Source organism: Haloferula rosea (assembly GCF_016595525.1).
Taxonomy (GTDB): Bacteria; Verrucomicrobiota; Verrucomicrobiia; order Verrucomicrobiales; family Akkermansiaceae; genus Haloferula; species Haloferula rosea.
This window is the reverse complement of the sequence record NZ_JAENII010000007.1, coordinates 140,443-163,909: the sequence shown is the minus strand read 5'-3', so window position 1 is coordinate 163,909 and position 23,467 is coordinate 140,443. Positions and strand designations below refer to the sequence as shown.

18 protein-coding genes, 2 tRNA genes and 1 pseudogene are annotated in these 23,467 nt (G+C 61.0%); 14 read left to right on the top strand and 7 right to left on the bottom strand.

The window, feature by feature from the left end; all coding sequences use genetic code 11:
- Positions 1-69: 69 nt before the first annotated feature.
- The 3 genes from JIN81_RS10780 to JIN81_RS10770 all read left to right on the top strand — a co-directional run bounded on the left by JIN81_RS10780 (position 70) and on the right by JIN81_RS10770 (position 3,249).
- Positions 70-1,344, top strand: a complete 1,275-nt coding sequence (locus JIN81_RS10780; RefSeq protein WP_200279019.1) for an outer membrane protein assembly factor BamB family protein — start codon at positions 70-72, stop codon at positions 1,342-1,344.
- A gap of 122 nt (positions 1,345-1,466) precedes the next feature.
- A tRNA-Gln gene (locus tag JIN81_RS10775) sits at positions 1,467-1,541 on the top strand.
- A gap of 175 nt (positions 1,542-1,716) precedes the next feature.
- Positions 1,717-3,249, top strand: a complete 1,533-nt coding sequence (locus tag JIN81_RS10770; RefSeq protein WP_200279017.1) for a hypothetical protein — start codon at positions 1,717-1,719, stop codon at positions 3,247-3,249.
- Between the two features lie 7 nt (positions 3,250-3,256).
- Here the strand turns inward: JIN81_RS10770 and pdxH are convergent, their stop codons facing one another.
- Together pdxH and JIN81_RS10760 are read right to left on the bottom strand one after the other, a co-directional pair.
- On the bottom strand, positions 3,257-3,892 hold the full coding sequence (gene pdxH, locus JIN81_RS10765; protein WP_200279015.1) for a pyridoxamine 5'-phosphate oxidase: 636 nt from the start codon (positions 3,890-3,892) through the stop codon (positions 3,257-3,259).
- Positions 3,893-3,996: 104 nt separating this feature from the next.
- A complete protein-coding gene (locus JIN81_RS10760) occupies positions 3,997-6,651 on the bottom strand; it encodes a lamin tail domain-containing protein (protein WP_200279013.1) in 2,655 nt (884 codons plus the stop codon).
- Positions 6,652-6,821: 170 nt separating this feature from the next.
- Here JIN81_RS10760 and JIN81_RS10755 point away from each other — a divergent pair, with 170 nt between their 5' ends.
- The 5 genes from JIN81_RS10755 to JIN81_RS10735 all read left to right on the top strand — a co-directional run bounded on the left by JIN81_RS10755 (position 6,822) and on the right by JIN81_RS10735 (position 10,591).
- Positions 6,822-7,343 carry a GbsR/MarR family transcriptional regulator gene (locus JIN81_RS10755; protein ID WP_325100873.1) on the top strand — a complete coding sequence of 174 codons (522 nt, stop codon included), beginning with the start codon at positions 6,822-6,824 and terminating at the stop codon, positions 7,341-7,343.
- Between the two features lie 61 nt (positions 7,344-7,404).
- Positions 7,405-7,812, top strand: coding sequence for a hypothetical protein (locus JIN81_RS10750; RefSeq protein ID WP_200279011.1), 408 nt, complete (start codon positions 7,405-7,407; stop codon positions 7,810-7,812).
- Positions 7,809-8,291: a thiol-disulfide oxidoreductase DCC family protein gene (locus tag JIN81_RS10745; protein ID WP_200279009.1), complete on the top strand. Its 483-nt coding sequence runs from the start codon at positions 7,809-7,811 to the stop codon at positions 8,289-8,291. Before JIN81_RS10750 ends, JIN81_RS10745 begins: the two co-directional genes overlap by 4 nt.
- Entirely contained in the window at positions 8,255-9,298 is a 1,044-nt protein-coding gene (locus JIN81_RS10740; protein WP_267907994.1) for a TIGR01777 family oxidoreductase, read from the top strand. Before JIN81_RS10745 ends, JIN81_RS10740 begins: the two co-directional genes overlap by 37 nt.
- 105 nt (positions 9,299-9,403) lie before the next feature.
- Positions 9,404-10,591, top strand: coding sequence for an AI-2E family transporter (locus JIN81_RS10735; protein WP_200279005.1), 1,188 nt, complete (start codon positions 9,404-9,406; stop codon positions 10,589-10,591).
- Positions 10,592-10,607: 16 nt separating this feature from the next.
- Here JIN81_RS10735 and JIN81_RS10730 read toward each other — a convergent pair whose 3' ends face one another.
- From JIN81_RS10730 to JIN81_RS10720, 3 genes are read right to left on the bottom strand one after another with little or no spacing between them, the layout of a single operon-like run.
- Complete coding sequence (locus JIN81_RS10730) at positions 10,608-11,714, bottom strand: glycosyltransferase family 4 protein (RefSeq protein WP_200279003.1); 1,107 nt, start codon at positions 11,712-11,714, stop codon at positions 10,608-10,610.
- On the bottom strand, positions 11,711-12,616 hold the full coding sequence (locus tag JIN81_RS10725) for a mitochondrial fission ELM1 family protein (RefSeq protein WP_200279002.1): 906 nt from the start codon (positions 12,614-12,616) through the stop codon (positions 11,711-11,713). Before JIN81_RS10725 ends, JIN81_RS10730 begins: the two co-directional genes overlap by 4 nt.
- The gene (locus tag JIN81_RS10720; protein ID WP_200279000.1) at positions 12,613-13,965 is read right to left on the bottom strand and encodes a lysophospholipid acyltransferase family protein; all 1,353 of its coding nucleotides are present in this window, start codon (positions 13,963-13,965) and stop codon (positions 12,613-12,615) included. Before JIN81_RS10720 ends, JIN81_RS10725 begins: the two co-directional genes overlap by 4 nt.
- Before the next feature lie 89 nt (positions 13,966-14,054).
- Between JIN81_RS10720 and JIN81_RS10715 the strand changes: the two genes are divergently transcribed.
- Positions 14,055-14,126: transfer RNA gene (locus tag JIN81_RS10715), tRNA-Arg, on the top strand.
- 4 nt (positions 14,127-14,130) lie between these two features.
- Here JIN81_RS10715 and JIN81_RS10710 read toward each other — a convergent pair.
- Entirely contained in the window at positions 14,131-14,925 is a 795-nt protein-coding gene (locus tag JIN81_RS10710; RefSeq protein ID WP_234044713.1) for a class I SAM-dependent rRNA methyltransferase, read from the bottom strand.
- Between the two features lie 966 nt (positions 14,926-15,891).
- On the opposite strand from JIN81_RS10710, the gene JIN81_RS10705 reads away from it, so the two are divergent.
- Positions 15,892-16,140, top strand: coding sequence for a hypothetical protein (locus JIN81_RS10705; RefSeq protein WP_200278996.1), 249 nt, complete (start codon positions 15,892-15,894; stop codon positions 16,138-16,140).
- A gap of 599 nt (positions 16,141-16,739) precedes the next feature.
- Here JIN81_RS10705 and JIN81_RS10700 read toward each other — a convergent pair.
- Positions 16,740-17,195, bottom strand: coding sequence for a hypothetical protein (locus JIN81_RS10700; RefSeq protein ID WP_200278994.1), 456 nt, complete (start codon positions 17,193-17,195; stop codon positions 16,740-16,742).
- Positions 17,196-18,164: 969 nt separating this feature from the next.
- Here JIN81_RS10700 and JIN81_RS19640 point away from each other — a divergent pair.
- The 4 genes and pseudogenes from JIN81_RS19640 to JIN81_RS10675 all read left to right on the top strand — a co-directional run.
- Positions 18,165-19,925 (top strand): annotated as a pseudogene (locus JIN81_RS19640) (hypothetical protein); the annotation flags it as partial.
- A 187-nt stretch (positions 19,926-20,112) separates the two neighbouring features.
- The gene (locus JIN81_RS10680) at positions 20,113-20,412 is read left to right on the top strand and encodes a hypothetical protein (protein ID WP_234044760.1); all 300 of its coding nucleotides are present in this window, start codon (positions 20,113-20,115) and stop codon (positions 20,410-20,412) included.
- A 207-nt stretch (positions 20,413-20,619) separates the two neighbouring features.
- Positions 20,620-21,192 (top strand): hypothetical protein, encoded by a 573-nt coding sequence (locus JIN81_RS19025; protein ID WP_234044711.1) that lies wholly within the window; start codon positions 20,620-20,622, stop codon positions 21,190-21,192.
- A complete protein-coding gene (locus tag JIN81_RS10675) occupies positions 21,174-23,459 on the top strand; it encodes an autotransporter outer membrane beta-barrel domain-containing protein (RefSeq protein WP_234044710.1) in 2,286 nt (761 codons plus the stop codon). The genes JIN81_RS19025 and JIN81_RS10675 overlap by 19 nt, the downstream gene beginning before the upstream one ends.
- Positions 23,460-23,467: the final 8 nt, after the last annotated feature.

The following is a 23,467-nucleotide window of genomic DNA, read 5'->3' as shown; positions in this document are numbered from 1 at the left end:
CCACGATTTCGAGAGATCGTGAATTCGATGGTTGAGAGATCCGGGCTTTTCGGCGAGTAGTGGCGGATCATGAGAGAGAACGTGTCCGCCTCCCTGTGCTTCGCTTCGATTTTGTCCCTGACCGCCGTCCATGCGGACGATTGGCCGAGTTGGCGGGGGCCGACCGCGAACGGAGTGGGCAAGGCCGACGTTCCTTCTGATCTATCTCTTTCGGAAAACCTTCTGTGGAAGGTGAAACTGCCGGGTCGGGGATGTTCGACCCCAGTGGTGGTCGACGGGCGCATCTTCGTCACCTCTCCGATCGGAAAAGAGGACGGGGTGCTTGCATTTGATTCAGCCGGCAAGGAGCTCTGGCGGAAGACCCTCGGAACCCTGCGGCCCGGCCGTGGCCAGCGGGTAGGCAGTTCAGCGAATTCCTCTCCGGTGACGGATGGGAAGACCCTGTTCACCTACTTCAAATCCGGAGAGCTCGGCGCCTTTGACTTTGAGGGCAAGGAACTGTGGAATCTGAATGTCTTCGACAAATACGGTGAGGACAAGCTGTGGTGGGACGTTGGGACCTCTCCCGTTGTTACCTCCAAGGGGCTGGTGCTGGCGGTGATGCAGACGGATGGGAAATCATTCCTGCTCTGCTTGGACAAGCGAACCGGGAAGGAGCTCTGGAAGGTGGACCGCAAGTTCGAGACCGGCGTTGAGTCCGGGGATGCATACACCACCCCGCATGTGGTGGATGTGGACGGGCGCGAGACGATCGTTGTTTGGGGAGCGGATCACCTCACCGGACACTCGGTGGAAACGGGGGAACAGCTCTGGGTCTGTGGTGGATTCAACCCGAAGAAGCTCAAGGCGTGGCGCGTCATCGCCTCGCCAGTCATCACGGACGGCGTGGCCGTGGTGCCCTTCGGTCGCGGTGAGTTCACCGCAGGTGTGAAGCTGGGTGGCACCGGGGATATTACCGAGTCGGCCTCGCTCTGGCGCTCCACGAAGTGTGGGAGCGACTCGGCAACTCCGGTCGCACGGGATGGCCTGGCCTACATTCTCAATGACAGCGGGAAAGACCGGGGCAAAGTGACCTGCGTGGAAGCGGGGACTGGTGAGATCAAATGGCAGTCAAAGTTGCCGCGTGGAGCTCAGATCTACTACTCTTCGCCGGTGATTTCGGGCGATACCTTCCTGGCGGCGCGCGAGGACGGCACAGTATTCTCCGCCAAAATCGGAAGTGCGGGCCTCGAGAACGTGCAGGAGCATGAGATTGGAGAGGACCTCATTGCCTCTCCGGTGGTCGTCGATGACATGATTCTCCTCCGCGGCGGAGCCCACCTGATGGCCTTTGGCAGGAAGTAGGCCTTTCCCGAGATCGCTCAGGGGGGCAATCGGGTGGGGTGAAATATTTCGCATTTCTGTGCGATTTCCCTATTGCCAATCGCGAATGTGGCCCCTAGTTTCCGCCCCGCCGAAGGCACTGGAGCCCCTTAGTGTAATTGGTAACACACCTGATTTTGGTTCAGTATTTCCAGGTTCGAGTCCTGGGGGGGCTGCCACTCTTTTCTGAGTGAGCTTGGGTTGGTCGGAGGCTCCGCCAACTGGTGGTTTCATCCGTTTGGCTTGGCCCTAGTCGCGGTCGCGGCTTGCGGTTCCGGCGAAGCGAAACTAAGGACTTTCATTCACATGGTAATGGACCGTCCACGCGCCCCACAATTTTGCCCGGTTCTTCTTTTGGCCGTTCTCGCCCTTCTCACCTCGATTCCGGGGGAGGCGCTCCAGATCCGCAGTCGGGACAAGTCGGTGGTGGGGGAATTTCAGCGTGTCTTCGGACCGCAGGGCACATCGACCATCGTGAATCCGCAGTTCGTCCCTAATGCCTCCTTGTTCTGTGGGATGGGATGGCCGGGGCACCCGACCGAATGGTATCGGAACTACTCGCTCGTCTCACCGGTGCACTTCATCGGGGCTGCCCACTATCTCCCGGATCTCAGCTGGAAGATCCGCTTTCTTGGCATGGACGGAGTCCTCCGTGACTACGAGATTCTGGAGCTGGATATAGTGAAGAACGCTGATGATGAGGCGACCGACTTGTTCATTGGCACCTTGAAGCAACCGGTCGATCTCTCCCAAATCAAGCCCTTCGGCGTCTTCACCCCGGCCGATGAAGTCTACGTGGGTAAGGAGGCCATCGTTTTCGGCAAGGTGGGTGAGGCGATGAAACGCGCAGTCGATGGTGAGTGGGCACTGCAGAACTCACCGGGATTCGATACGACCCGCCTGCTCTACTTCGACTACGATCCCGGGGGAACCAATCCCAAGGACATTCACTATCAGGGAGGGGATTCCGGCTCTCCTGCATTCGTCATCGTTGAGGGTCAGCCCACCATTCTTGGGGTCGCCAGCACCTTGGATCAGGTTTCCGGGAAACTGAGGAGTTCGATGTCGCTCGTGCCTGCCTATGTCAACGAGATCGACGAGATCATGGAAGCGAAGGGGTATCATCTGACCCGGGTCGATCCGGTTCCCGAAGGAGGGTTGTCGGCGGAGACGGTTGCGGGTGCGAACTTGAGGCAATCACAACCGGGGGGAGTCGCCCTGCGCGTATCGAATTCGGGAAATGAGGAGCTTCATAACCTCCGCATCCGTGTGAGCGGAACGGCACAACCGGATCAAGTCACTGGAACTGGATGGATCTCGGTGAAGCAGGAGGACGGGAGCTGGGAGTGCCGATTGGCCGGCCTTGCCACGAATGCCTCCACCTCTGTGTCCGTGGTGTGGAATTCGCTTCCGGCGGGGCTTTCGCTCCAGTGGAGCGTTTCAGCGGATGGCATCACGGAACGGAGCTTTGAGCCCACAATTTTGATCCAAGGGCCCTTGGTGTCCCCGCACGGCGAGGAAGGTTCCGCATTGGATAGCGATGGAGACGGGGTGAGTGACCTTCTTGAGGATGCCTTCGGTGGGAATCCGGCAATCGCCTCCTCACGAAATCTTGTAGGTGCCCCGCTGCTCCCGGTGCCGGATTCATCGGAGGACCAACTCAGCTACACCTTTACGCGGCGGGATCCGTCCGCAGAGGAAGGGCGGTTCTACCTGATCGAGTTCAGTCGCAACGCCCAGGGCTGGTCAGGAGACTTGCCGCCGGGGACCCGAACCGAGGCGAGACCTTTTGCTCCGGTTTGGAGTGGCTTCGAGCAAGTGGAGCTTCAAGTGCCGCAGGAGGCTGGTGCGGGGTTTCTGAGACTGCGCTATCAGGTGGTCGACTGAGATCGCGTCAGGGAGATAGCCTTTCGATGGCCCAGGCTTCCTTGTCTCTCCGATAGAGGAAACGATCGTGCAGTCGGGCCGGGCCACCTTGCCAGAACTCGATGGTCTCCGGGACCACCCGGTAGCCGCCCCAGAAGGATGGAAGCGGAATCTCCCCGTGGGAGAACTTGTCTTTGAGTTCGGCGAGCTTCTGCATGAGGAACTTCCGCGATGAGATCACCGAGCTCTGGCTGGAGACCCAGGCGCCGAGTTGTGACTCACGCGGACGGCTGGTGAAATAGCGCAGCGACTCCGCCGAGCTGATTTTCTCGGCCCTGCCCTGAACGATGACCTGTCGCTCCAGCGTGATCCAGGGAAAGAGGAGGCTGACCCTCGGGTTCTTCTCGATATGACTCGCCTTGCGACTTTCGTAGTTGGTGAAGAAGACGAAACCCTGTTCGTCGAAATACTTCAGAAGCACCGTGCGCAGCAATGGCATGGCATTTTCGTCCACCGTCGCCAGAGACATCGCATTGGGCTCATGAAGCTTGAGTTCGATCGCCTGAGAGAACCACTGCTCGAATTGAGCCAGCGGATCGGCATTCAGTTCATCGCGGAGCAGGCCGCGATCAGAGTATTCCTTACGGAATTCGGAGAGGTCCATGGCTGAAGATTGCTTGAGATCCGGAAGATGAAACCAAAAAGAAACCGGATCCCCGTTGTTCGGGGATCCGGTTCTTGAATCTTGGATGTGGGTCGGTCGGAAGCCTATTCGGCCACCACGGCTTCGCTCACATTGAGACGGGCAAAGAACTTGGTCGCGACACCACCCGCAGTGATGATGTCGAGAGAGATATCATCGCTGCCATCCACCGCGGATCCGTTCGGCGCCCAAGGATCTGTGACACCGAGGTCGGTCGAGGTTTCGATCTCATAGATCAGATTGCCATCCATTTTCGCCTCAGGACCTTTGGTGAAGGTCAGCGTGCCGCCGCTCAATGTGCCGGGGGTTCCATTTGCTGCGTTCGGATCGAGGCCAAGGGCGTATTCAACGAGGTTTGCAATGCCGTCCAAGTCCGCGTCTCCGTCAGGCCCGTCGACGATTGCTGGAACCTGATCTGCAGCCCAAGTCGCAAAGCTGTTTTCGGCGATAACGTTGGTTGCTCCAGGCGTTGGCGATTGAGTGACGAACAAGTTGCTCGCAAACGGGGAACCGCCATCAGTAGTCCGAGCCGCCGCCGAGTCTGCGCTACCGGATTCCGCCACGGAACTACCGCTGGGGTCGAGTGCGTCTTGGAGACCGGTGTCGCTGCCGCCGTAGACTACGGCGTCAATCAAGGTCCCCTGAAGTCCGACAACCGAAGCGCCGTTCGGATAGTCCGCAATCGATCCGGAATAGAGAGCGATGGCGTCAGCGCCATTCTGGAGACTGCTGAGCGTGATCTGCGGCGAAGGGACGCTCCCATTGCCAATGACAAAAAAGCCATTGCCATCAATGCTGAAGCCAGTCAGGTCATACGCGTCGTAGATCGTATCATTGCTGCCATTGAAGAGGACGACAACCAAGCCATCGAGTGGCTGAAGCGTTCCGGAGTTGTTGTAGAGTTCGATGAATTCGGCGTCGTCGGTGCCTGGCTGATTGGCATCAAACTCGTTGATGACGAGATCGGTGAAAACTCCGGCGTCCCCGTCGTCCTCGACATCGACCGAGGCGGTGCCGTTGAGATACCCGATCGCCCGCCCTGTGAGGGTGACGGTTTGGGTGCCATCCGCTTCAGCATCGTCCACGAAGAGCAGGTCGAGATCGGCCGACGTAGAGCCAGATGGAATGATGAGTGGGGAAATCAAGCTGAGGTCGATTTCGCCAAGATCCGAAGAATCCACGTAGACAAAAAGATCGCTGCCGATTGCAGCTGGGATGGAGACGGTGCCGGCCATGGCAACGAAGCCGTCGGACTCTGTGCGGGTTCCGGGATTGATGGTCACCGTGATCGAGTCCGTGAGGCTGCAGTAGCTTCCGCCGGCAGGAGTCGTTCCAGGTGACATCTCCGTGCCTTCGATCGTCGCGGTGTGCAGGATGTATCCGGACGAAGCGTCAGTATCGGTGGAGGTCGTAATGGAACTCGCCACAAGATCTCCACTCTGGTCGGGAAGGGTGACTGCGTGGACTTCCGCATCGAAAACACCCGTGATGCTTCCATCGGTGTCGCGAAGGAATACCGCGTCTCCGGTATCGGTCAGGCTGAGGCCCGGAAACTGGGTTCCGGAGTCGGCGATTTGAACGGGTGTGTCGCCGAAGTCGAACTGCACGGAACCCTCCTGGACGTCTCCTCCTGCGAAGACAAGCACTGCACAGCCGGGTTCGAGGATGGTGCCGGGGGGGAAAATGTGTCGAACGAAGGACTCGTCCGAGAGCGTCGCGCCCGACAGGTCCAGCGTGCCGCCACTGACGTTCACGACTTCGATGAACTCATCGTCACTGTTGCCCGTGCCGTCGTTGTTCGCGTCGAAAGGCAGGCTATCAATGGCATTGTAGACCTCGTTGATGATGACCAGGAAGCCTGCGTCATCATCGGTGACCGTGAAGGTCGTGTCGTTGGGATCATAGGTGGGGGCCGAGACCGTTACGGTTACGGTTTGGTCGCCATCCGCCCAGAAGTCATCGACCGCATCGATCAGGAAGGTTCCGGTGGTGTCATTGGCGAAGATCGTTGCATCCGCGGTGATTGCCTCGGTTTCATCGCTGAGCGTGACGGTCACGGTGAGGTCGCTTGTCGGAGCGACCGGTGCAGTGACCGTACCGGTGATGAAGGCACTCTGATCCTCGGAAATGGAGGCGACATCAAGCGAGAGCCCCAGTTGACCGTTGCCTACGGGAGGACCCGCTCCCGGGGTGCCCTTGTCACCGCCGGGGACGATCTCGGTGATCGCTTCTGCCCAGTTGCCGCCGACATTGTTGTCGAGTGTCAGATCCTTGAGTTCCATTGAGGCTCCGGAGGGATCGGGGAAGTTGGGCCCACCGTCGTATTCAACGCGGTCAATCTCAGCACCCAGATCGTCCTCGAGAATTACTTCGTCATCTGAATTGCCGAGGAAGAAACCGGAGTATTCATAGCCAACCACGACGCTGCCGTTGGTGGCGAAATCGGCATTGTTTCCCAGAACCAGGAAACCACCCGCAGGTACTTCCAGAGGACCACCATTTGAGATCGTGTGCGTATTGCTACCAGCATCCTTGATCACCCAGCCATCGATATCGATCGCGGCTCCCGTCGGATTGTATAGCTCGAAATATTCCCCGTTGCTGTCGCCGACAGCGGAAGGGTCTTGCATGATTTCACTGATGATCAGCTGTGCCTGCACGGGCAGGGATGAGAGCACGAGAAGTGCTGCCAAAGAGGGGGAATGACGTAGGAGTTTCATGGTGTGGTGGTTTCTAAAAGCAGGTTTCTGGCCAAACCGCCTGATTGCTACCCTTATTGTCATTTTTCGGAAGCAGAAAGTGGTGGATGGGGCGAGATCGTCACCCTGCGCAACCATTTCGGGCATTTTGATGTTGTAATCCCAAATTTTCAGAGTTTACTGAAAACGTTGTGAGTGATGAGCAGGCAGCTTTGAAGGAATCGCGGGATGAGTTTGTGGCTCAATGGGGAGCACTTGGAACTCAGTGGGGCATCAATCGCACGATGGCGCAGATTCACGCGCTGCTGATGACGGCGCCGGCGCCTCTCAGCACCGACCAGGTCATGGAAGAGCTGGAGATCAGCCGTGGCAATGCCCACACCAATCTGAAGGAGTTGGTTGCCTGGGGTTTGCTTCGCATCGTAGTAAAGAAAGGCGAGCGGAAAGAGTTTTTTGAAGCGGAGAAGGACGTGTGGAAGATCTTCACCACGGTGGCGAGGGAGCGGAAACGGAGGGAGATTGAGCCCGCGCTTGGCGTGCTTCACGGATGCGCGGAGGCAAGCCGGGGCATGAGCAGTGTAGAAGGAAAGGCCTTTCATGAGCAGATGAGGCAGCTCGAAGAATTCGTCGGATTCACCTCGAAGGTGGCGGATCGAGTGGCTGGGATGAAACACGGATTCGCTGTGCAACTGGCATCCAAGCTACTGAGCTAAAAAAAATTTGGGTGTAAGTTTCACCCGATACTGAAACAACAAAAACAAACGAACCAAAAACATGAATCTGACAGTCACAACCTACGCGTTTTATTTGCTTCTGGCGATTGCTCTGACGATTTGGGTGGCGCGCACGCTTCACCGCAACGGCCGAATTTTCCTCGTCGACTGTTTTCACGGTAACGAGGAACTCGCTGACAGCGTGAATCATCTGCTGGTGGTGGGCTTCTACCTGATCAACATCGGGTTCGTTTCGCTCTACCTGAAGCTCAATCACGAGGTGGGTGCGGTTCAGGGAGTGTTTGAGGCTCTCAGTGGGAAGATGGGCATCGTGCTTCTGGTGCTGGGGGCGATGCACTTCTTCAATCTGTTTGTGTTCACCCGCTTGCGGCGTCGTGCCGAACTTGAGCGTAGTGGACCTCCGGTGATGCCCAAGGGCCGGCGTATCGCAAAGGAGGGACAGGCATGAACGGGGACATCACTGGTCTAACGGTGTTCTACGACCCGGGCTGTGGCGTGTGCTGCCGCTTCCGCAGGTGGCTGGAGTCTCAGGCCCTGTGGCTTCCGGTGGAGTTCATGGGATTCAGGGAGAAGGAGGCGGAGCTGCTAATGCCTGGTCTTCTTGACCTTGGCGCAGACCGGGAGTGCATCGTCCTCGCGGATGACGGTCACTGGTGGCAGGGCGCCGATGCCTGGTTGGTCTGCTTGTGGGCGACGCGGGAATATCGATTGTGGAGTGCGCGTCTGGCGGCGCCGGTCTTTCGCCCCGTATTGTTGAAGGTGGTTGATGCGATCTCGTCGAATCGATTGAAGCTTTCCAGCCTGCTCGGATTTTCCTCGGACCGCGAAGTCATGGCGGAGCTCGAGAAGCACGAGGTTGAGTGCGGGGATGATCGCTGCTCTTGGCCAGAATGGCCCGCCGGTCAGGTGAAGGGAGGTGTCCGGTGAAGGGACAAGTGGTGATCTTCGGTGCGAACGGATTTCTCGGGCGATATTTGACCCGGTCTTTCCTTCGTCGTGGTCGGGAGGTGGTGGCGGTCGCCCGGGATCGGCAGGGTGTCGACGAGGGAGCCATGTTTCTGGAGTGGGATGGCCGGACCCAGGGGCCGTGGGCTTTGGCTCTCGAGGGGGCCGAAACGGTCATCAACCTCGCCGGTCGAAGCGTGAACTGTCGCTACACCGAAGGAAATCGTCAGGAGATTCTGGATTCCCGGATCGAGAGCACGGAGGCGATCGGTCTGGCGATTCGGGGTTTGGAGACGCCTCCCAGGCTTTGGGTGAACGCCAGTTCGGCGACCTGGTATCGTCATGCCGGGGATCGTCCGCAAGGCGAGTGGAGCGGTGAGATTGGGACGGGGTTCTCGGTTGAGGTTGCGAAGGCATGGGAAGGCGCGTTCTTCGGGCAAAGGTGCCCCGGAGAGACCCGGAAGGTCGCGTTGCGGATCGGCATGGTGCTGGCGAACGAACCGGGTTCCGTCCACCATGTGCTCGGTCGTTTGGTCCGCTCGGGCATGGGTGGTTCCATGGCAGGTGGAAAGCAGCGGGTCAGTTGGATCCACATGGAGGACTTCCTCTCGGTCTTGCATTGGTTAGAGGACCAGCCGCTGTTGGATGGAGTCGTGAATGTGACGGCCCCCGAAGCGGTTCCCAATGCGGATTGGATGAGGTCATTCCGGGAAGCACTCGCTATGCCAATCGGAATTCCGACACCCCGTTGGGCGCTTCGATTTGGAGCGTGGATGATACGGACCGAGACCGAGTTGGTCACGAAGAGCCGCTGGGTGGAACCCACCCGGCTCAAGGAGCATGGTTTCAGTTGGAGGTGGCCGGATCTTGTTCCGGCACTGAACGATCTGAATCGCCGAAAGGGAATGAGCGCTTTCTTTGCCCAGCCGGAAGAGCGGGCGATTGGTGCGCGTGCGTGGACCGGAGCAAGAAAGCTGGGAGTTTCATGACGCCGCTGGAGGGCGGGGCGGGATCTGTGTCCCGTCCGGTAAGACAAAATTGGCGGAAGGAATTCTTTGTCGTTTAGGCATCTGGCGCGTAAGATCCCGCCACGAATGAATAGAGCCTTGGCTAATCCCCGCCGACCCCGAGCAGGACAGGTGCTGCTGCTGCTGGCTTCGCTGGTTGTGGTGATCGCCGGGTTGAAAGCGGCACAAGGATTCTTCGTGCCGATGCTGCTCGCGTTCTTCATTGCGACGGTGAGTTTTCCGATCACGAATTGGTTGCGGAATCATCGGGTGCCGCGGGCGGTGGCGGTGTTGCTGACCGTGCTGGTGGATTTCGCATTCATCGCGGGGGTCGTGTTGCTCGCCATCGCGGTCATCGGAGACCTTCAGGAGAAGTGGCACACCGAATACTACAACCTGACCAAGGAGCGCGTGCAGGAAGCGGCGGCCGGAATTTCAAGCAAGCTGGACAGCTGGGGAGTTGAGGATGCAGGGGCGCAACTGAATGAGACCGTGGATCAGAATCTCGCGCGTCTGCGGGATGTCGACTTCATGCAGGTCTGGAGTTTCGGAACGGACGTGGTCGGACGCGTCGTCAGCTTCCTCGGAACCTCTTTGGTGGTCATCATTCTAACCATCTTCATGCTGACCGAGGCCCGCATGTTCGGGCGGCGGATGGATGCGGTGTGCGAAGCAAGGGGGCCGAACATTCAGAGAATGGTCAGCGCTTTGAAAGACACGCAGCGCTACTTGGGAATCAAAACGGTGATCAGTCTGGTCACCGGCGTTCTTGCCGGCACGCTTTGCTGGGCAGCGGGACTGGATTTCTATCCGCTGTGGGGAATTCTGGCATTCGCTCTGAACTACATCCCGGTCGTCGGATCGTTCATCGCGGGGGTCGCGCCGACCGTTCTTGCGCTGCTGGTGAAAACGCCTGCTGACGCGGTCGTGGTAATGTTCGGCTTTTTCCTGATCAACACTTTCCTGGGGAACTTCGTCGAACCGATGCTGATGGGGCGGCGGTTTGGTTTGTCGACCCTGGTGGTTCTTCTCTCGGTCATGTTCTGGGGCTGGCTCTGGGGGCCCATCGGCATGTTGCTTGCCGTGCCGCTCACCATGATGGTCAAGGTCATCCTCGACAATAGTGAGGAGTTCCGGTGGATCGCGGTTGCGATCGGCAAGGAATCCAATCGACCGACCGAAGAGTCCCGAATTCTGACGGAGGGCGCCTCGGACCCCGGTGAAGAAGAGGATGTGGCCTTGGAAGCAAGTCAGGTTGATGCCGTCGGGCGATAGGGGGCGAGGCTGCCGGTCAGGCGCTGTCTGAGAGTAGCTCCCTGTAAACGGCGACCGTGTCCTCAAGCATCTTGTCGAGCGTGAATGGGTTCGGCTTCCTGACTGCAGGGGTGTGCTCCATCAGTCGCTTGATGATCGGGGTGGCCGCCACGGGATCAAGTGCTGGAAGTCGGCCTTCCGGGAAGAGTGCATCGAGTTGTTCCGCAACGCCACCATGAGCATAGCCTGCCACCGGGATTCCCATGGCGAGCGCTTCGAGGGTGGTACGGCCGAAGGACTCCGGTTGACGGGTCAGGGAAAGCACCAGATGGGTAATGGAGAGGATCTCCCGAAGGTCGTCCCGGTTCCCGGTGAAGGTGATGCGGTCGGAGAGCCCGGCTTCCGCGACCTTTTGGTGCAATTCGTCGAGATAGGCAGCCTTCTTGGGGTGAGCTCCTCCTACCACCAAGCCGTGAATCCTGGGGTTCTTGCAAAGGGCTGACATGATGTGAATGAGATCCTCATGCCCTTTCAACCGCGTGATTCTTCCTGGAAGTGTGAGAAGTGACTTGCCCCGTGTTTCAGGGAACTCGCCATGGAACTGCCGAGTCCACTCCTCGGACGCCTCGAAGCCGTAGGGGTAGGTGGTTGGTGCCACTCCACGGGGGATCACCCTCAGGAGGCCCCCGTTTGTGCTCGGGTAATTGGTCTGCACGTAGTCACGGATGGAATCGGAGACACAGATCACCCGCTCTCCACGGCACATGACCTGCGACCATCGACTCACGGAATAGAATCCATGGACGGTGGTGACGAGTCGCGGTCTTTGAGTCTCAGGAAGTTTTCGCCATGCCAGCCAGCAAACCCAGGCAGGTACCCGGGAGCGGAGGTGGAGGATGTCGGGTTGGAGTTCCTCGAGGAGCCTCCTGATCGGGCGGATGAGCTTGAGGGTGCGCAGGGACTTTTTGCCGACAGGCAGGGTGATGTGGCGGCTGCCGTTCTGTTCCAGTTGCGTCACCAGCCTGCCTCCTCCGGAGATCACGAGGGACTCGTGACCTTGTTCGACGAGGTGTTGGGCGAGTTCCAAGGTGCCGCGTTCGACACCTCCGGAGTTCAGCTCAGGTAGGACCTGCAGGACCTTCATGGTTGGATCGATGTTTGAAGGTTGAAATGATCGAGAATGATTTCCGCCACGCGGTCCGCCTCCCGGAGGGTGCTTGCGGGCTCTGGCAGGGCTTCTCCGGGCGTCCATGCGGCAAAGGGGGTGACCCTTTGGTCCTCGATCAGTCGATCGACCCCCTGAATGACGCGGTGGTTCGGGTTTGATCTCGGCATCGGGAGAAGGCCGACCCGGGTTCCACTACTAAGAGCCTCGTAGATCATGGATACGGAATCTTCGCTGACCCAGGTCTGGGCTGATTCATTGAGTGTCTCGGGAAGCCATGAAGGCCGGGTGCTTTGGTGGGGGTGGGCTTCCAGGCTTGGAAATTGCTCCTTCAGGTGATCGAGGAATCCCGCCGGGGTTCGGCGGGAGTCGGTGATCTTCCAGTGGGTGGATGGATCCGCACGACAGATGCTGCTGATGCATCGCTCGACCGACACTCCATCCCAGCCGTGATGTTTGGACGGTCCCCCGAGAAGAATGAGTCCACCCGAGCGGATGTGGGAACCCGGAGGCGGGACCCGATTGAGCGCTCCAACGGTCGGGATGATCTTCGGTGAAGGCTTCACTCTTCCGAGATCGTGCTGCGGAATGACACACAGATCGAAGAGAGCGAGCGGAAGTGAAGGCTTCATTAGCACTACGGAAGGAGCACCTGTCCGTTTCGCAAGGAACCACAGGGGCAGGTGGACCGAGTGCCCGGCACCCAAGATGAGGTCGGGGGTGCGACTGGGCCGCTCCACGAACCACTGACGCTTCTTGACCGGGAGCGTTTCGACTTCGGTGGTGATCAAGCGACTGATCGCTTCAGCCAAACCAAGCGATTGATTCTGATGGCCGGGTTTGCCGTCGGAAAGGACTGTGATCCGCAGGGGGGATATCATGACTGGCGGCGGGTGGGAACTTGAGCCAGTTGGTGGGCGAGGTCGGCCCACTGCTCGTCGGAAGATGCCTTGGCCAGTGATCTCGTCCACGGTTTGCCTTGCACGCCGAGGCCGATTCTGGAGCGGATTCCCAGCGTCTTGGCGGCCTTTGCCAGAGGGAGTTCGCTACCTAGCAGAATGACGGCATCAATCGGGGTTCGATAGGTGGCGTCGATGCGCTTGATCAGCCCGATACTCTGCTCCGGAGGAGTGGTCGGGTCCCAGTCATGAAGGATGACCCTCGAATCCGGTGAGGATGCGTTCTTCGGCGCGAGTCGTTCGATCCGCAGGTCGGGGCGTAGGCCGAGCATTTCGGTCATGAAGCGGTTGACTCCGTGTTCGTCGGCCTCGGGCGGGGTCGAAAGGATGAGCCGAAGGGGAACGGTGGCGCTTCGGGCGACGGCGGGATCCGTCTTTGTGAAGAGACTCAGGGGACGGGCGCTGTCGGTCCTCCACCGATCGTGGAACCAGAATACATCGGTTAGGCTCCGGCGCATCGCCTGCTCGAGCTGACTCATGATGGCTTCGGTGCCACCGCCATCCGGGACGGGCGTCATCTCAAGTCTCCAGCGGGCGGGCCCGGTGGTGACGATCCCGAGGATGGCGACCGAGGATTTGGACCGGCGTGCCATGAGGTGAGGAAGGGGGGAGCAGGTCGTCAGTTTGCCGAAAAAAGGAAGCGGGACACCGCTCGCGCCGGCCCGTTGATCTGCTAGAACGACCAGTGCACCTCCTTCTCGAAGCAATGAGGCCGGTGCGTGGAATCCATCCTTTCGACTGAACAGCAAAGCACCGTCCGCCGTTCTTCTCTGGCGGGTGAACTCGTCCATCAGCGGATTGTCCAGCGGGCGATAGACGCCACCATAACGTCGATCGGGTGAGTAAGTGGTCCCCAGTTGCGAAAGGGCTTCCCAGTTTCCCATGTGCGGCATGGCGACCACCAGGCCTTTTCCCTCGGTGAGACTCGGTTCGAGCACCTTCATGCCCCGGTCGTCAATCCGCTCGAGAAGCTCTTGGGTCGAGGAACTCTGGGTCCTGAAACTTGCGAGAAAGTTGGCGGCCCCACGCTTGAAGGTTTCTTCGACCAAGGCGTCGATTTCCGAGTCGCTCAGAGCTTCCGCCGCCGTGGCGATGCGCAGGTTCCGGCCGACGAGGCGTCGATACCTCGGGGTAATGAGATGGATGCTTCCGCCGACGATCCGGCCCAAATGGACGCAGTCCTCAAGGCTCAGGGCGCCAAGAATCTTCTCGACCCCCTTGTAGAGGCCGAATTCGAGGCGATGAAGAAGGGTGGGTCGTCGTGTGCTCACGCTTGCCGAAGTCTTGAGGCTTGGGAGGGATGGGGCAAGCCCGGGGCTTGCGCTCTTGCCGGTGGGCTGAGTAGTCTCCCGCGCCCGACGCCCCCGTAGTTCAACGGATAGAACAAGGGTTTCCTAAACCTTAGATGGAGGTTCGATTCCTCCCGGGGGCACTTCCTAGCGGATCCAGACCGACTTGAGGTAGGGAGGTGCGGTAAAGTCGGAAGGCATGGGGGCTGATTCGAGATGAACGGGACGGCGAAACGCGGATCGGATTTGGCGTTTGAAGCCTTGTTCGTCGATTTGGCGGCAGTTGGTGCATGCCAGGATGGTTCCACCGGGCGCCAGACAGCCACTGGCAAGCTCCACAAGGCGTGGGTAGTCCTTCTCGACTCGGAATACCTTTCCGTTCTTGTCACGTGAGAAGGTAGGGGGGTCGAGCACGATCGCATCGAATCGCCGACCCTGTTTGGCGAACCGTTTGAGCCAATGAAAGGTATCGCCCTTGCAAAAATACTGGGTCTCGACGTCGATGTCATTGAGTTGGAAGTTTCTTTTGCTCCAATCCAAGTATGGTTGTGACAGATCGATGGTCGTGGTGGTTGCTCCCGCCAAGGCTCCGAAAACCGAGAAGGCCCCGGTGTAGGCGAAGGTGTTGAGCAAGGTCTGACCCTCTTCCAACACACTTCGGAGTTTTTGACGGTTGTCCCTCTGATCAAGGAAGATGCCCTGAGAATATCCGGACTGAAACGACATTTCGAAGTGGACTCCGTTCTCCTGGACGACAAACGGCTCTTCAACCGGAGGGCCGGAGAGGTGGCAGGGGGATGTCTTTTCGGATGGGTCGAGGATTTTTAGGTAAATCGCAGATTGTAAGTGGTCTGTGATGGCTTTTACGCGTTCTTCGAGCTCTCGATTGCGGACCGAAGCCAGAATGTGTGGGCCAAGTTGGTCGAGTTCAATGCCTGGCATTCCATCGCCTATCGAATCTGCGATCCGAAAGGCAGTCGTGCTGTTGGACGATCCAAGGGTACTTCGACGTGCGAGCGCCTGATCAACGAGGGAATGGGTCATGGGTGTTCGGGGCAGGAGTCGACGGGGATGGGGCTAATGGGAGGATCGCCCCGGATCAAACCATTCCCGAAGGGTTTTCCTCTGAGCTAGGGGATGGAGCTGACTTCGAATTCAGTTCGGGATGAATCCATGCGGTGAGGTTTGGGTTGATCATCCTAAGATGCGGATTGTTAGGGAGTTAAAAGCAACCGCGGTGAAAGTTGGGGTGATGGGAAGCAAAAAGTGCTCTGTTAGGGTGCATTTTGCAGGTCATAATCGACGAGAATTGGCTTGCTGTCGGTTGCGGTGAGCTGATAGATGATGGCCAATACGTAATCATACGTGTTGAGAATGGTCGTTTCCCCCCGCGATCAAACATGGGGGGAGGGACGTCGATTCGACTCACTCAATTGGAAATACACCAAGCCCCCAGAGACATGAAAAAGAATAGCAAAAACGCTGCCTCGAGTTCCTCGAAGAACGCAGCGAAACACGCAGTTCCTGCGATCGTAATCGCTACGGTGAGCGCCGCCCTCAGTGGTAACGCGGCCGCGGCAGACAAGACGAAGACGCTCGCAGAGCAGCTGAATCTTCTTACTGAAACATCACGCGGTAGTAGCCTCGTGAGTCTTCAATCCCCTCAGTCTTCGGTGCGTGGGGGCATTCAAAACACAAGCAGCCGCGTGGCAGGTGGCTTTGGCCGAGTGGCCACCCCGCGTGCGACGCGCCTCGTTCCAAGCGGCACCCCCGGCACTCCCGGCACTCCGGGTGCAGCTGGCGCCCTTCCAGGTGACGCAGGTTTGGTCGGAACTGATGGCGGCACCGGCGGTGCCGGCATGACGATTGGCAACAACACGAACATCACCATCAACTCTGCAGTCGCAGGTGGCACCGGCGGTGTCGGTGGTGCAGGTGGCGACGGAGCCCAAGGGCAGACCGGGGCAAGTGGTGCTGCACTTCCTCCAGCCGCAACCGGTGACGCAGGTGCTGATGGCGCCGACGGAGCAACGGCTCTTCCTGCTGGGCCCGCCGCAGTGGCAGGTGACGACGGTGACGATGGTGTGGCAGGTGACAACGGTGACGATGGTGTTGCAGGCACTGCAGGAACCGATACTCCGGGCGAGGCTGGCGTAGGAACAACGGGCACTGCTGGTGCGGCTCCGGGTGCGGCTCCTTCAGCCCCGGCGACTCCTGCTGCAGGTGCTCAGGGCACTGCAGGTGTGGATGGTGCTGATGGCGTTGGGCCGGGTGCCCCGGGCAACCCTGGCACTAACGGAGCGGATGGCGACGACGCCTTGGCTGCTGGTGGCGCAGGCGAAGACGGCGCAGACGGCGCAATTGATGCTCAGGCTGGTACGACCGGCCAAGCAGGTGGCGATGCCACGAATGGCTTGGTTGGTGAAACCGGCGCCAATGGACTTGATGGAACCACCGGAGCCATCGGCGCGGTCGGTGGTGTAGGTGGAGTGGGTGCAGCCGGTCAGATCGGCGGGACTGGCTCGGATGCCACCGATGGACTCAACGGAACTGCGGGTATCGCAGCGACCAACGGCGAGAACGGTGGTAGCGGTGCGAACGGCAACAATGGATCGACCGGAGCCAACGGAACCGATGGTTCGGTGGGCGCAAATGGTGCAACCGGCGCAACGGGTGGCAATGGTTCGGACGGTGGCGATGGCGCCGCAGGTTCGGACGGTGGCACGGGCGGAGCCGGTGTTTCGATCGGCACGAATTCAAATGTGACCAACGAGTCGACCATCACTGGTGGAGCCGGTGGGGTTGGCGGTCAAGGTGGTCAGGGTGGTCAAGGCGGCACCGGTGGTGCTGGCGTGGATGGCCAGGCTGGTGGAACCGGCGGTGCCGGTGGTGCTGCTGGGAACGGCAGTGCAGGCGGCAATGGCTTGGACGGTGCCGCTGGCGGCAATGGCGGTGACGCCGCTGTTGGTGGTGCTGGCGGAGCCGGTGCGATCGGTGGAACCGGCGGTCAAGGTGGCCAAGGTCAGCAAGGTGGCGAAGGTGGCGTCGGTGGAGCCGGGACTGACGGCAGCGTCGGTGGAACGGGTGCCACAGGTGGCCAAGGTGGAACCGGTGGAACCGGCGGTGCAGGTGCAGTCGGAGGAACCGGTGGCGCAGGCGCCAGTGGTGGTGCCGGCGGCAATGGCCTGATCGGTGACGACGGGGTTGATCAAATGACAGAAGCTCCAGCCGCGGATGGCATTGACGGAGATCCTGGTGATCCCGGTGCTGATGGTGCTGCAGCTGGAACGAATGGCGCACCCGGAGATAACGGCTTAGCTGTTGCTGACGGTGGCCCTGCAATCGACGGAACGGTCGGTGCCCCAGGAGCTGATGGTGGTTCTGACGGTGCAGCTGGCGGTGACGGCGGCAATGGCGGTGACGGTGCTCCCGGAACCGACGGAGCTGACGGTGCAGGACCTGGCACGAATGATGGCGATCCTGGTGGTGATGGTAACCCTGGTGCCGCAGGTGCGGCAGGTGAGGACGGCGAGGCTGGCTCACCCGGTCTTACTGGTGAAACCGGCGGCGCCGGTGGTCCAGGCAATGATGGCGAAGTCGGCAACGATGGTGCACCCGGCGTAGACGGTGGCACCGGCGATGCCGGTGAGGACGGTGAAGTTGGCGGAGACGGAACCGACGGCGCAGCAGGCAACGACGGCGCTGATGGCGGTGCCGCTCAAGCTGGCGGCGACGGCGGCGACGGCGGTGACGGTGCAACCGGAGCCACGGGTGGCTTTGGCGGTGACGGCGGCGACGGCGCTGACGGTGGCCTTGGCGGAGAAGGTGGCGTCGGTGGAACCGGCGGCACGGGAGCGGTCGGCGGCATTGGTGGCATTGGTGGCGTCGGTGGAATCGGCGGCATTGGTGGTACCGGTGGCAACGGTAGCGACGGTGGCAATGGTGCCTCCGCTGGAGCAGCCGGTGACGGCGGCAATGGTGGAGACGGCGGCAACGGCGGAGCCGGTGGCTTCGGTGGTAGTGCCGGTAACGGTGCAGCTGGTGGTATCGGTGGCCTCGGTGGCCTCGGTGGCAATGGCGGCAACGGCGGTGCCTCTGCGGATGGCGGCGACGGTGGCGACGGCGGCATTGGTGCCGAAGTCGGTGCAGGATCGATGCTGACCAATAATGGATTGATCGAAGGTGGTGTCGGCGGCGCAGGTGCCGATGGCACAGTCGGTAGCACGGGTGGAACCGGCGGCGCGGGTGGAACCGGCGGCGCAGGTGGAACCGGTGGTGCAGGCCTTGACGGTGGCATCGGCGGAGACGGCGGTGTTGCAGGTGCTGGTGCCGATGGTGGCATTGGTGGCGACGGCGCCGACGGCGGTGCTGGTGGCGATGCAGGCCAAGGTGGCACCGGCGGAGTCGGTGGCACGGGCGGAATTGGCGGAACTGGTGGCGTCGGCGGAGTCGGCGGTGCTGGTGGCGTCGGTGGCGTCGGTGGTATCGGCGGAGTCGGCGGAACTGGCGGAGTCGGCGGTGATGGTGCTGACGGCGGAGTCGGCGGAGTCGGCGGCGACGGTGGCCTCGGCGGCAATGGTGCCGATGGTGGCATCGGTGGCGACGCAGCGAATGGCCAAGACGGTGGCAACGGCGGCGCAGCAGGCGCTGGCGGTGACGGCGGTGACGGCCAAGTAGGCGGTGACGGCGGAGTCGGTGGCAACGGTTCCGATGGCGGAGCAGGTTCTGCTGGCGGAGTCGGTGGCGTCGGTGGTGTCGGAGGCAACGGAACCAATGGTGGTGACGGTGGCGACGGCGGCGACGGTGGCACTGGCGGAGTCGGTGGCGCAGGTGGCGACGGCGACGCGAACCTTGGCGACGGCGGCAACGGCGGAGCTGGTGGAACTGGTGGTGCCGGTGGTGACGCCGGTCCAGGCGGAGTCGGCGGAGACGGCGGAGCGGCCGGAGACGGTGGCATCGGTGGAGTCGGCGGCGACGGTGGTGACGGCGGTGACGGCGGAGCTGCTGGAGACGGCGGAGCTGCTGGAGACGGTGGAGCTGCTGGTAGCGGCGGTGATGCCGGGATCGCAGGTGCTGGTGGCGACGCTGGAGACGGCGGCGACGGCGGAATCGGCGGTGATGGTGGCGCTGCAGGAGACGGTGGCGACGCAGGCAACGGCGGAACCGGTGGAGTTGCCGGAGACGGCGGCAACGCAGGTAACGGTGGATCCGGTGGTGACGGCGGAGACGGTGGTCTCGGCGGAACCTCTGGAGACGGCGGAGTCGGCGGAGTCGGCGGAGACGGTGGCCTCGGTGGCCTCGGTGGCCTCGGTGGCCTCGGCGGATTCGGTGGAGACGGTGGTGCTGCCAGCAATGGTGGTAACGGCGGAACCGGCGGAGACGGTGGAACCGGCGGCAACGCGGGCAACGGTGGCAATGGTGGTGATGCTGGAGACGGCGGAGCTGCTGGTGATGGTGGCCAAGGTGGCAACGGCGGCAACGGCGGCAACGGCAGTGATGCTGGTGACGGTGGTGACGGCGGGATTGGTGTCTCCTTGGATACTGGTGCGACTTTGATGAATACCGGCACGGTTCGTGGTGGTGACGGTGGTGCAGGTGGCTCCGGTGGAGCTGCTGGATCTGCTGGAGCCGCTGGAAGCGGTGGCGCTGGCGGCCTCGGCGGAGATGCCGGAGCAGCCGGAGCAGGCGGTGCCGCTGGAGCGGCTGGCGCAGGCGCTGATGGTGGCCTCGGTGGCACTGGCGGTGCTGCTGCCACTGGCGGTGCTGGCGGCGCAGCAGGCGCAGCCGGTGTTGGCGGAGCTGGAGGTGCCGGTGGCACCGCTGGAACCGGCGGCCTTGGCGGTGCAGCTGGCGCAGCTGGCGACGGCGGCGCAGGCGGTGCTGGTGGTCTTGGCGGTGCCGCAGGCACCCCGGGAGCAGGTGGCACTGGAGGAGCCGGAGGTGCCGCAGGCACTCCTGGTGAAGCCGGAAACGCCGGAGTCGGCGGAGCTGGTGGTGCCCTCGGACTGGGTGGCACGGGTGGTACTGGAGGAGCCGGCGCTGCTGGTGGCCTTGCGGGAACCCCAGGCCAAGCAGGAACGCCAGGCCAGGCTGGAACCCCTGGAACCGGTGGCGCCCTAGGCGCTGGTGGTGCTGGTGGTGCCGGCGGTGATCCTGGAACTCCTGGTCAAGGAGGTCTTGGGGGTGCTGCGGGTGCTGGTGGTGCCGGTGGCGCTGGCGGAGTCGGCGGCAGCGGCGGAGATTCTGCTTTTGGCATCGGTGGTGACGGTGGTGTCGGCGGAACTGGTGGTGCTGGTGGCGCTGGCGGCGACACGGGCGGAGCTGCTGGAGCTGGCGGGAACGGCGGCGACGGCGGTGGCTCAGCGTTCAGCGACGGCGGCGACGGCGGCGACGGCGGTAGCGGCGGCGCTGGAGGTGCTGGCGACGTGACCGGCGGTGACGCTGGTGTTGGCGGCAATGGTGGCGCCGGCGGAGGCACACTCGATCAGGGCTCCTCTGCAGGAGACCCAGGAGATGGAGGCAGTGACGGAGTCGGCGGAGTCGGCCCTGGCACCGTGCTCGACGGCACGGATGGAAACCCAGGTGCAATTGGTGCCCAGGGTGAACCCGGCCAGCCAGGTCTAGACGGCGAACCAGGTGATCCTGGTGCCGCTGGCAACCCTGGTGCTGTGGGATCCCCAGGTGCGGATGGCACCGATGGTGCCCCCAGTGCTCCTGGTTCCGATGGTTCCGATGGTGTCGATGGTGTCCCAGGAGCCGCAGGCGCTGATGGTGCACCAGGTTCTCCTGGAGCAGGCGCTTCGAACGGAGCCCAAGGCGCCAATGGTGCATCGGGTGCGTTCGGCGTGGGATCCAATGACGTCGGCGATGCTGGTGATCAGGGTGCGACCGGTAGTGTTGGCAACGAAGGTGCCGCAGGCGCTGACGGATCTGACGGTGCTCAAGGCGGTCTTGGTTCCGACGGTGAAGCCGGCGAAGCTGGAACCGCCGGCCCGGACAGCAACATCGGGGCTGATGGCAGAAATGGCCTCGCTGGAGGCACGGGCGGAATCGGGAATGACGGTCTCGCTGGTGCTGACGGTGATGACGGTGCTGACGGTGATGCAGGTGCTAGCGGTTCCGCTGGTCTCGCCGGTGGATCCGGTGGTGCCGACGGTATCAATGGTGTCGGCGGAGTCGGTGTGGTCGGCGTGGGTAACACCACGGTGATCAACGACGGACTGATTGCAGGTGGTGTGGGCCGGACCGGCCAAGCCAATGCGGTCGAGTTCACCGGCGGTGGCAACAAGCTCGAACTCTGGAACGACTACGCGTTCCAAGGCAACTCGATCTCCACTGGTGCGAACGATACGTTCGCGCTCGGGGGCGAGGACGACGGTTCGTTCAATGTCTCCGGCTTCGGCAGCCTCTTCCAAGGCTTCGACATCTTCGTGAAGGAAGATGGAAGCGAGTGGGACATCCGCTCCGGCACGACCAACCAGCTCACTCCATGGAACATCAATGGTGGTGTGCTTATCGTGAGCCAAGAAGGCAACCTCGGTAACCTCGCGGGTGATCTCACCTTCGATGGTGGCACCCTCCGCGTGACGGGGAATTCGTTCAGCTCGACGGCTCGTGATATCACCATCTTCGGTGGTGGTGCCGGGTTCGATATCGACAGTGGAGCCAACGTCTTCCGCCTGAATCAAGCGATTCAGAACGGTGGCGGCGGTGGCGGTCTCTGGAAGGAAGGTGCTGGCACATTGATCCTCAATGGCGCCAACAACTTCACCGGAACCACCAATGTGAACGAAGGAACGCTGGTGATCGGCGAAGGTCCTGGAAACGGCAACGCCCGTGTCCTTGGTGACCTCAACGTCGGTGCCAATACGACCCTCGCGGGTAACGGTTCGATCGGTGACGGTGGAAGCCTGCTCTACAACTCGGGCACGGTTTCTCCTGGATACAACAACATCCACGGCAACCTGACGGTGCGCGGTGACTATCAGGCTGGTGGCAATTACCAGAGCCCTGGTGGAATCCTCCACATCGACCTCGATGGCCTTGAAGGACACGGTGTCATTACCGACAGCCTCACGGTTACCGGAACGGCCTACCTTGATGATACGACCCTCCAGCTCGACAAGCAGTTCTTTGAACTTGCTTGCGGCGACCAGGCGCTCGTGATCGATGCCAGCGCCTACTCCGGTCAGGTGGATCTGTTCGACATCTCGGACTTCGACAACCTGATGCTGTTCGATAACGGCACGGGCATCGTTTACGGTGTGGGAGTCGAGCAGGGCCAGGACCTCGGTGATCTTCCGAATTTGACCCCCAACCAATCGGTGATCGCCAGTGCGCTCTCCGACGAGGTGCTCAATCCGGACAACTTCATCGATGAGACCCAGCCGTTTGATGCGATCTTCCTTGATCTGATCGAGGATTGCGACCGTGCGGGTAGTGGGCTGAACAGCCTGTCCCCAGAGGGGTATGCCGGATTCACCGACTACGGTTTGCGTGTGACGCGCAACTACACCCGCACTGCGATGGGTGTTGCCGGACCGGCACCGTACACTCCAGCCCCGGCTCCTGTTGAGGAGAAGGGTGCCAAGGGTGGAATGGTCAGCGCCAAGGGTGCCAAGGGTGGTATGACTCCTGAACCTGCGCCGATCTTCGATGCGAAGAACACCACGGCATTCGCAGCGTTCAGCCACTACGACGGCGGGTCCGACTCGTCGCTGGGTGGAGGAGACTACGACATCAATAGTAACGGAGGACTCGTTGGCATCCGCCATGCGATGAACAGCTTCACCTTCGGTGGGTTCCTCGGTTATGACAGCGGTGAGGTTGAGAACACCTTCCTGAATTCGGATGTTGAAGGCTATGTGGCAGGAATCTTCGGTTCCTACCTTGCAAACGCCGAACACAACATCCTCATCAGCGGTGGTCTTACCTACGGTAGCTACGAGTATGACGGCACACGCGCCACGATCGCCGGTCTCAACTCCTTCAATGGAGTCGACCAGAACGTGATCGACCTGTGGGCCGGAGTCAGTGGTGATGTCTATCGCAATGACAAGTTGCGCCTGACTCCATCGCTCGGACTGCACTACCTCAAGGCTGATACGGACACGATCATCGAGACCGGTTCCGCTTCTGCCCTGACGGTGCTTGGATTCGATGAGGATGCATTCCTCGCCGAGTTCGACTTCACCGCTGAGTATGCAGTGACGAACAACTTCCTGGTTCTGGGAAGCGTTGGTTACACCTACAACTTCATGGATTCCGACCGGACGCTCACGTCGTCCTTCGGTGGCGTGGGAACTCCGTTCTCCGTGCTCGCTCCAGGAATGGGTGATGACTTCTTCTCGGTGGGTGTGGGTGCCGTCTGGCATGCAACCGACGCCTGGACCTTCTCCACGGGCTACCGTGCTGAGTTCGGTTCCGATCAGGACACCTCGAATTCCTTCGGCCTGGGTGCCTCGTTCAGCTTCTAAGCTGATCG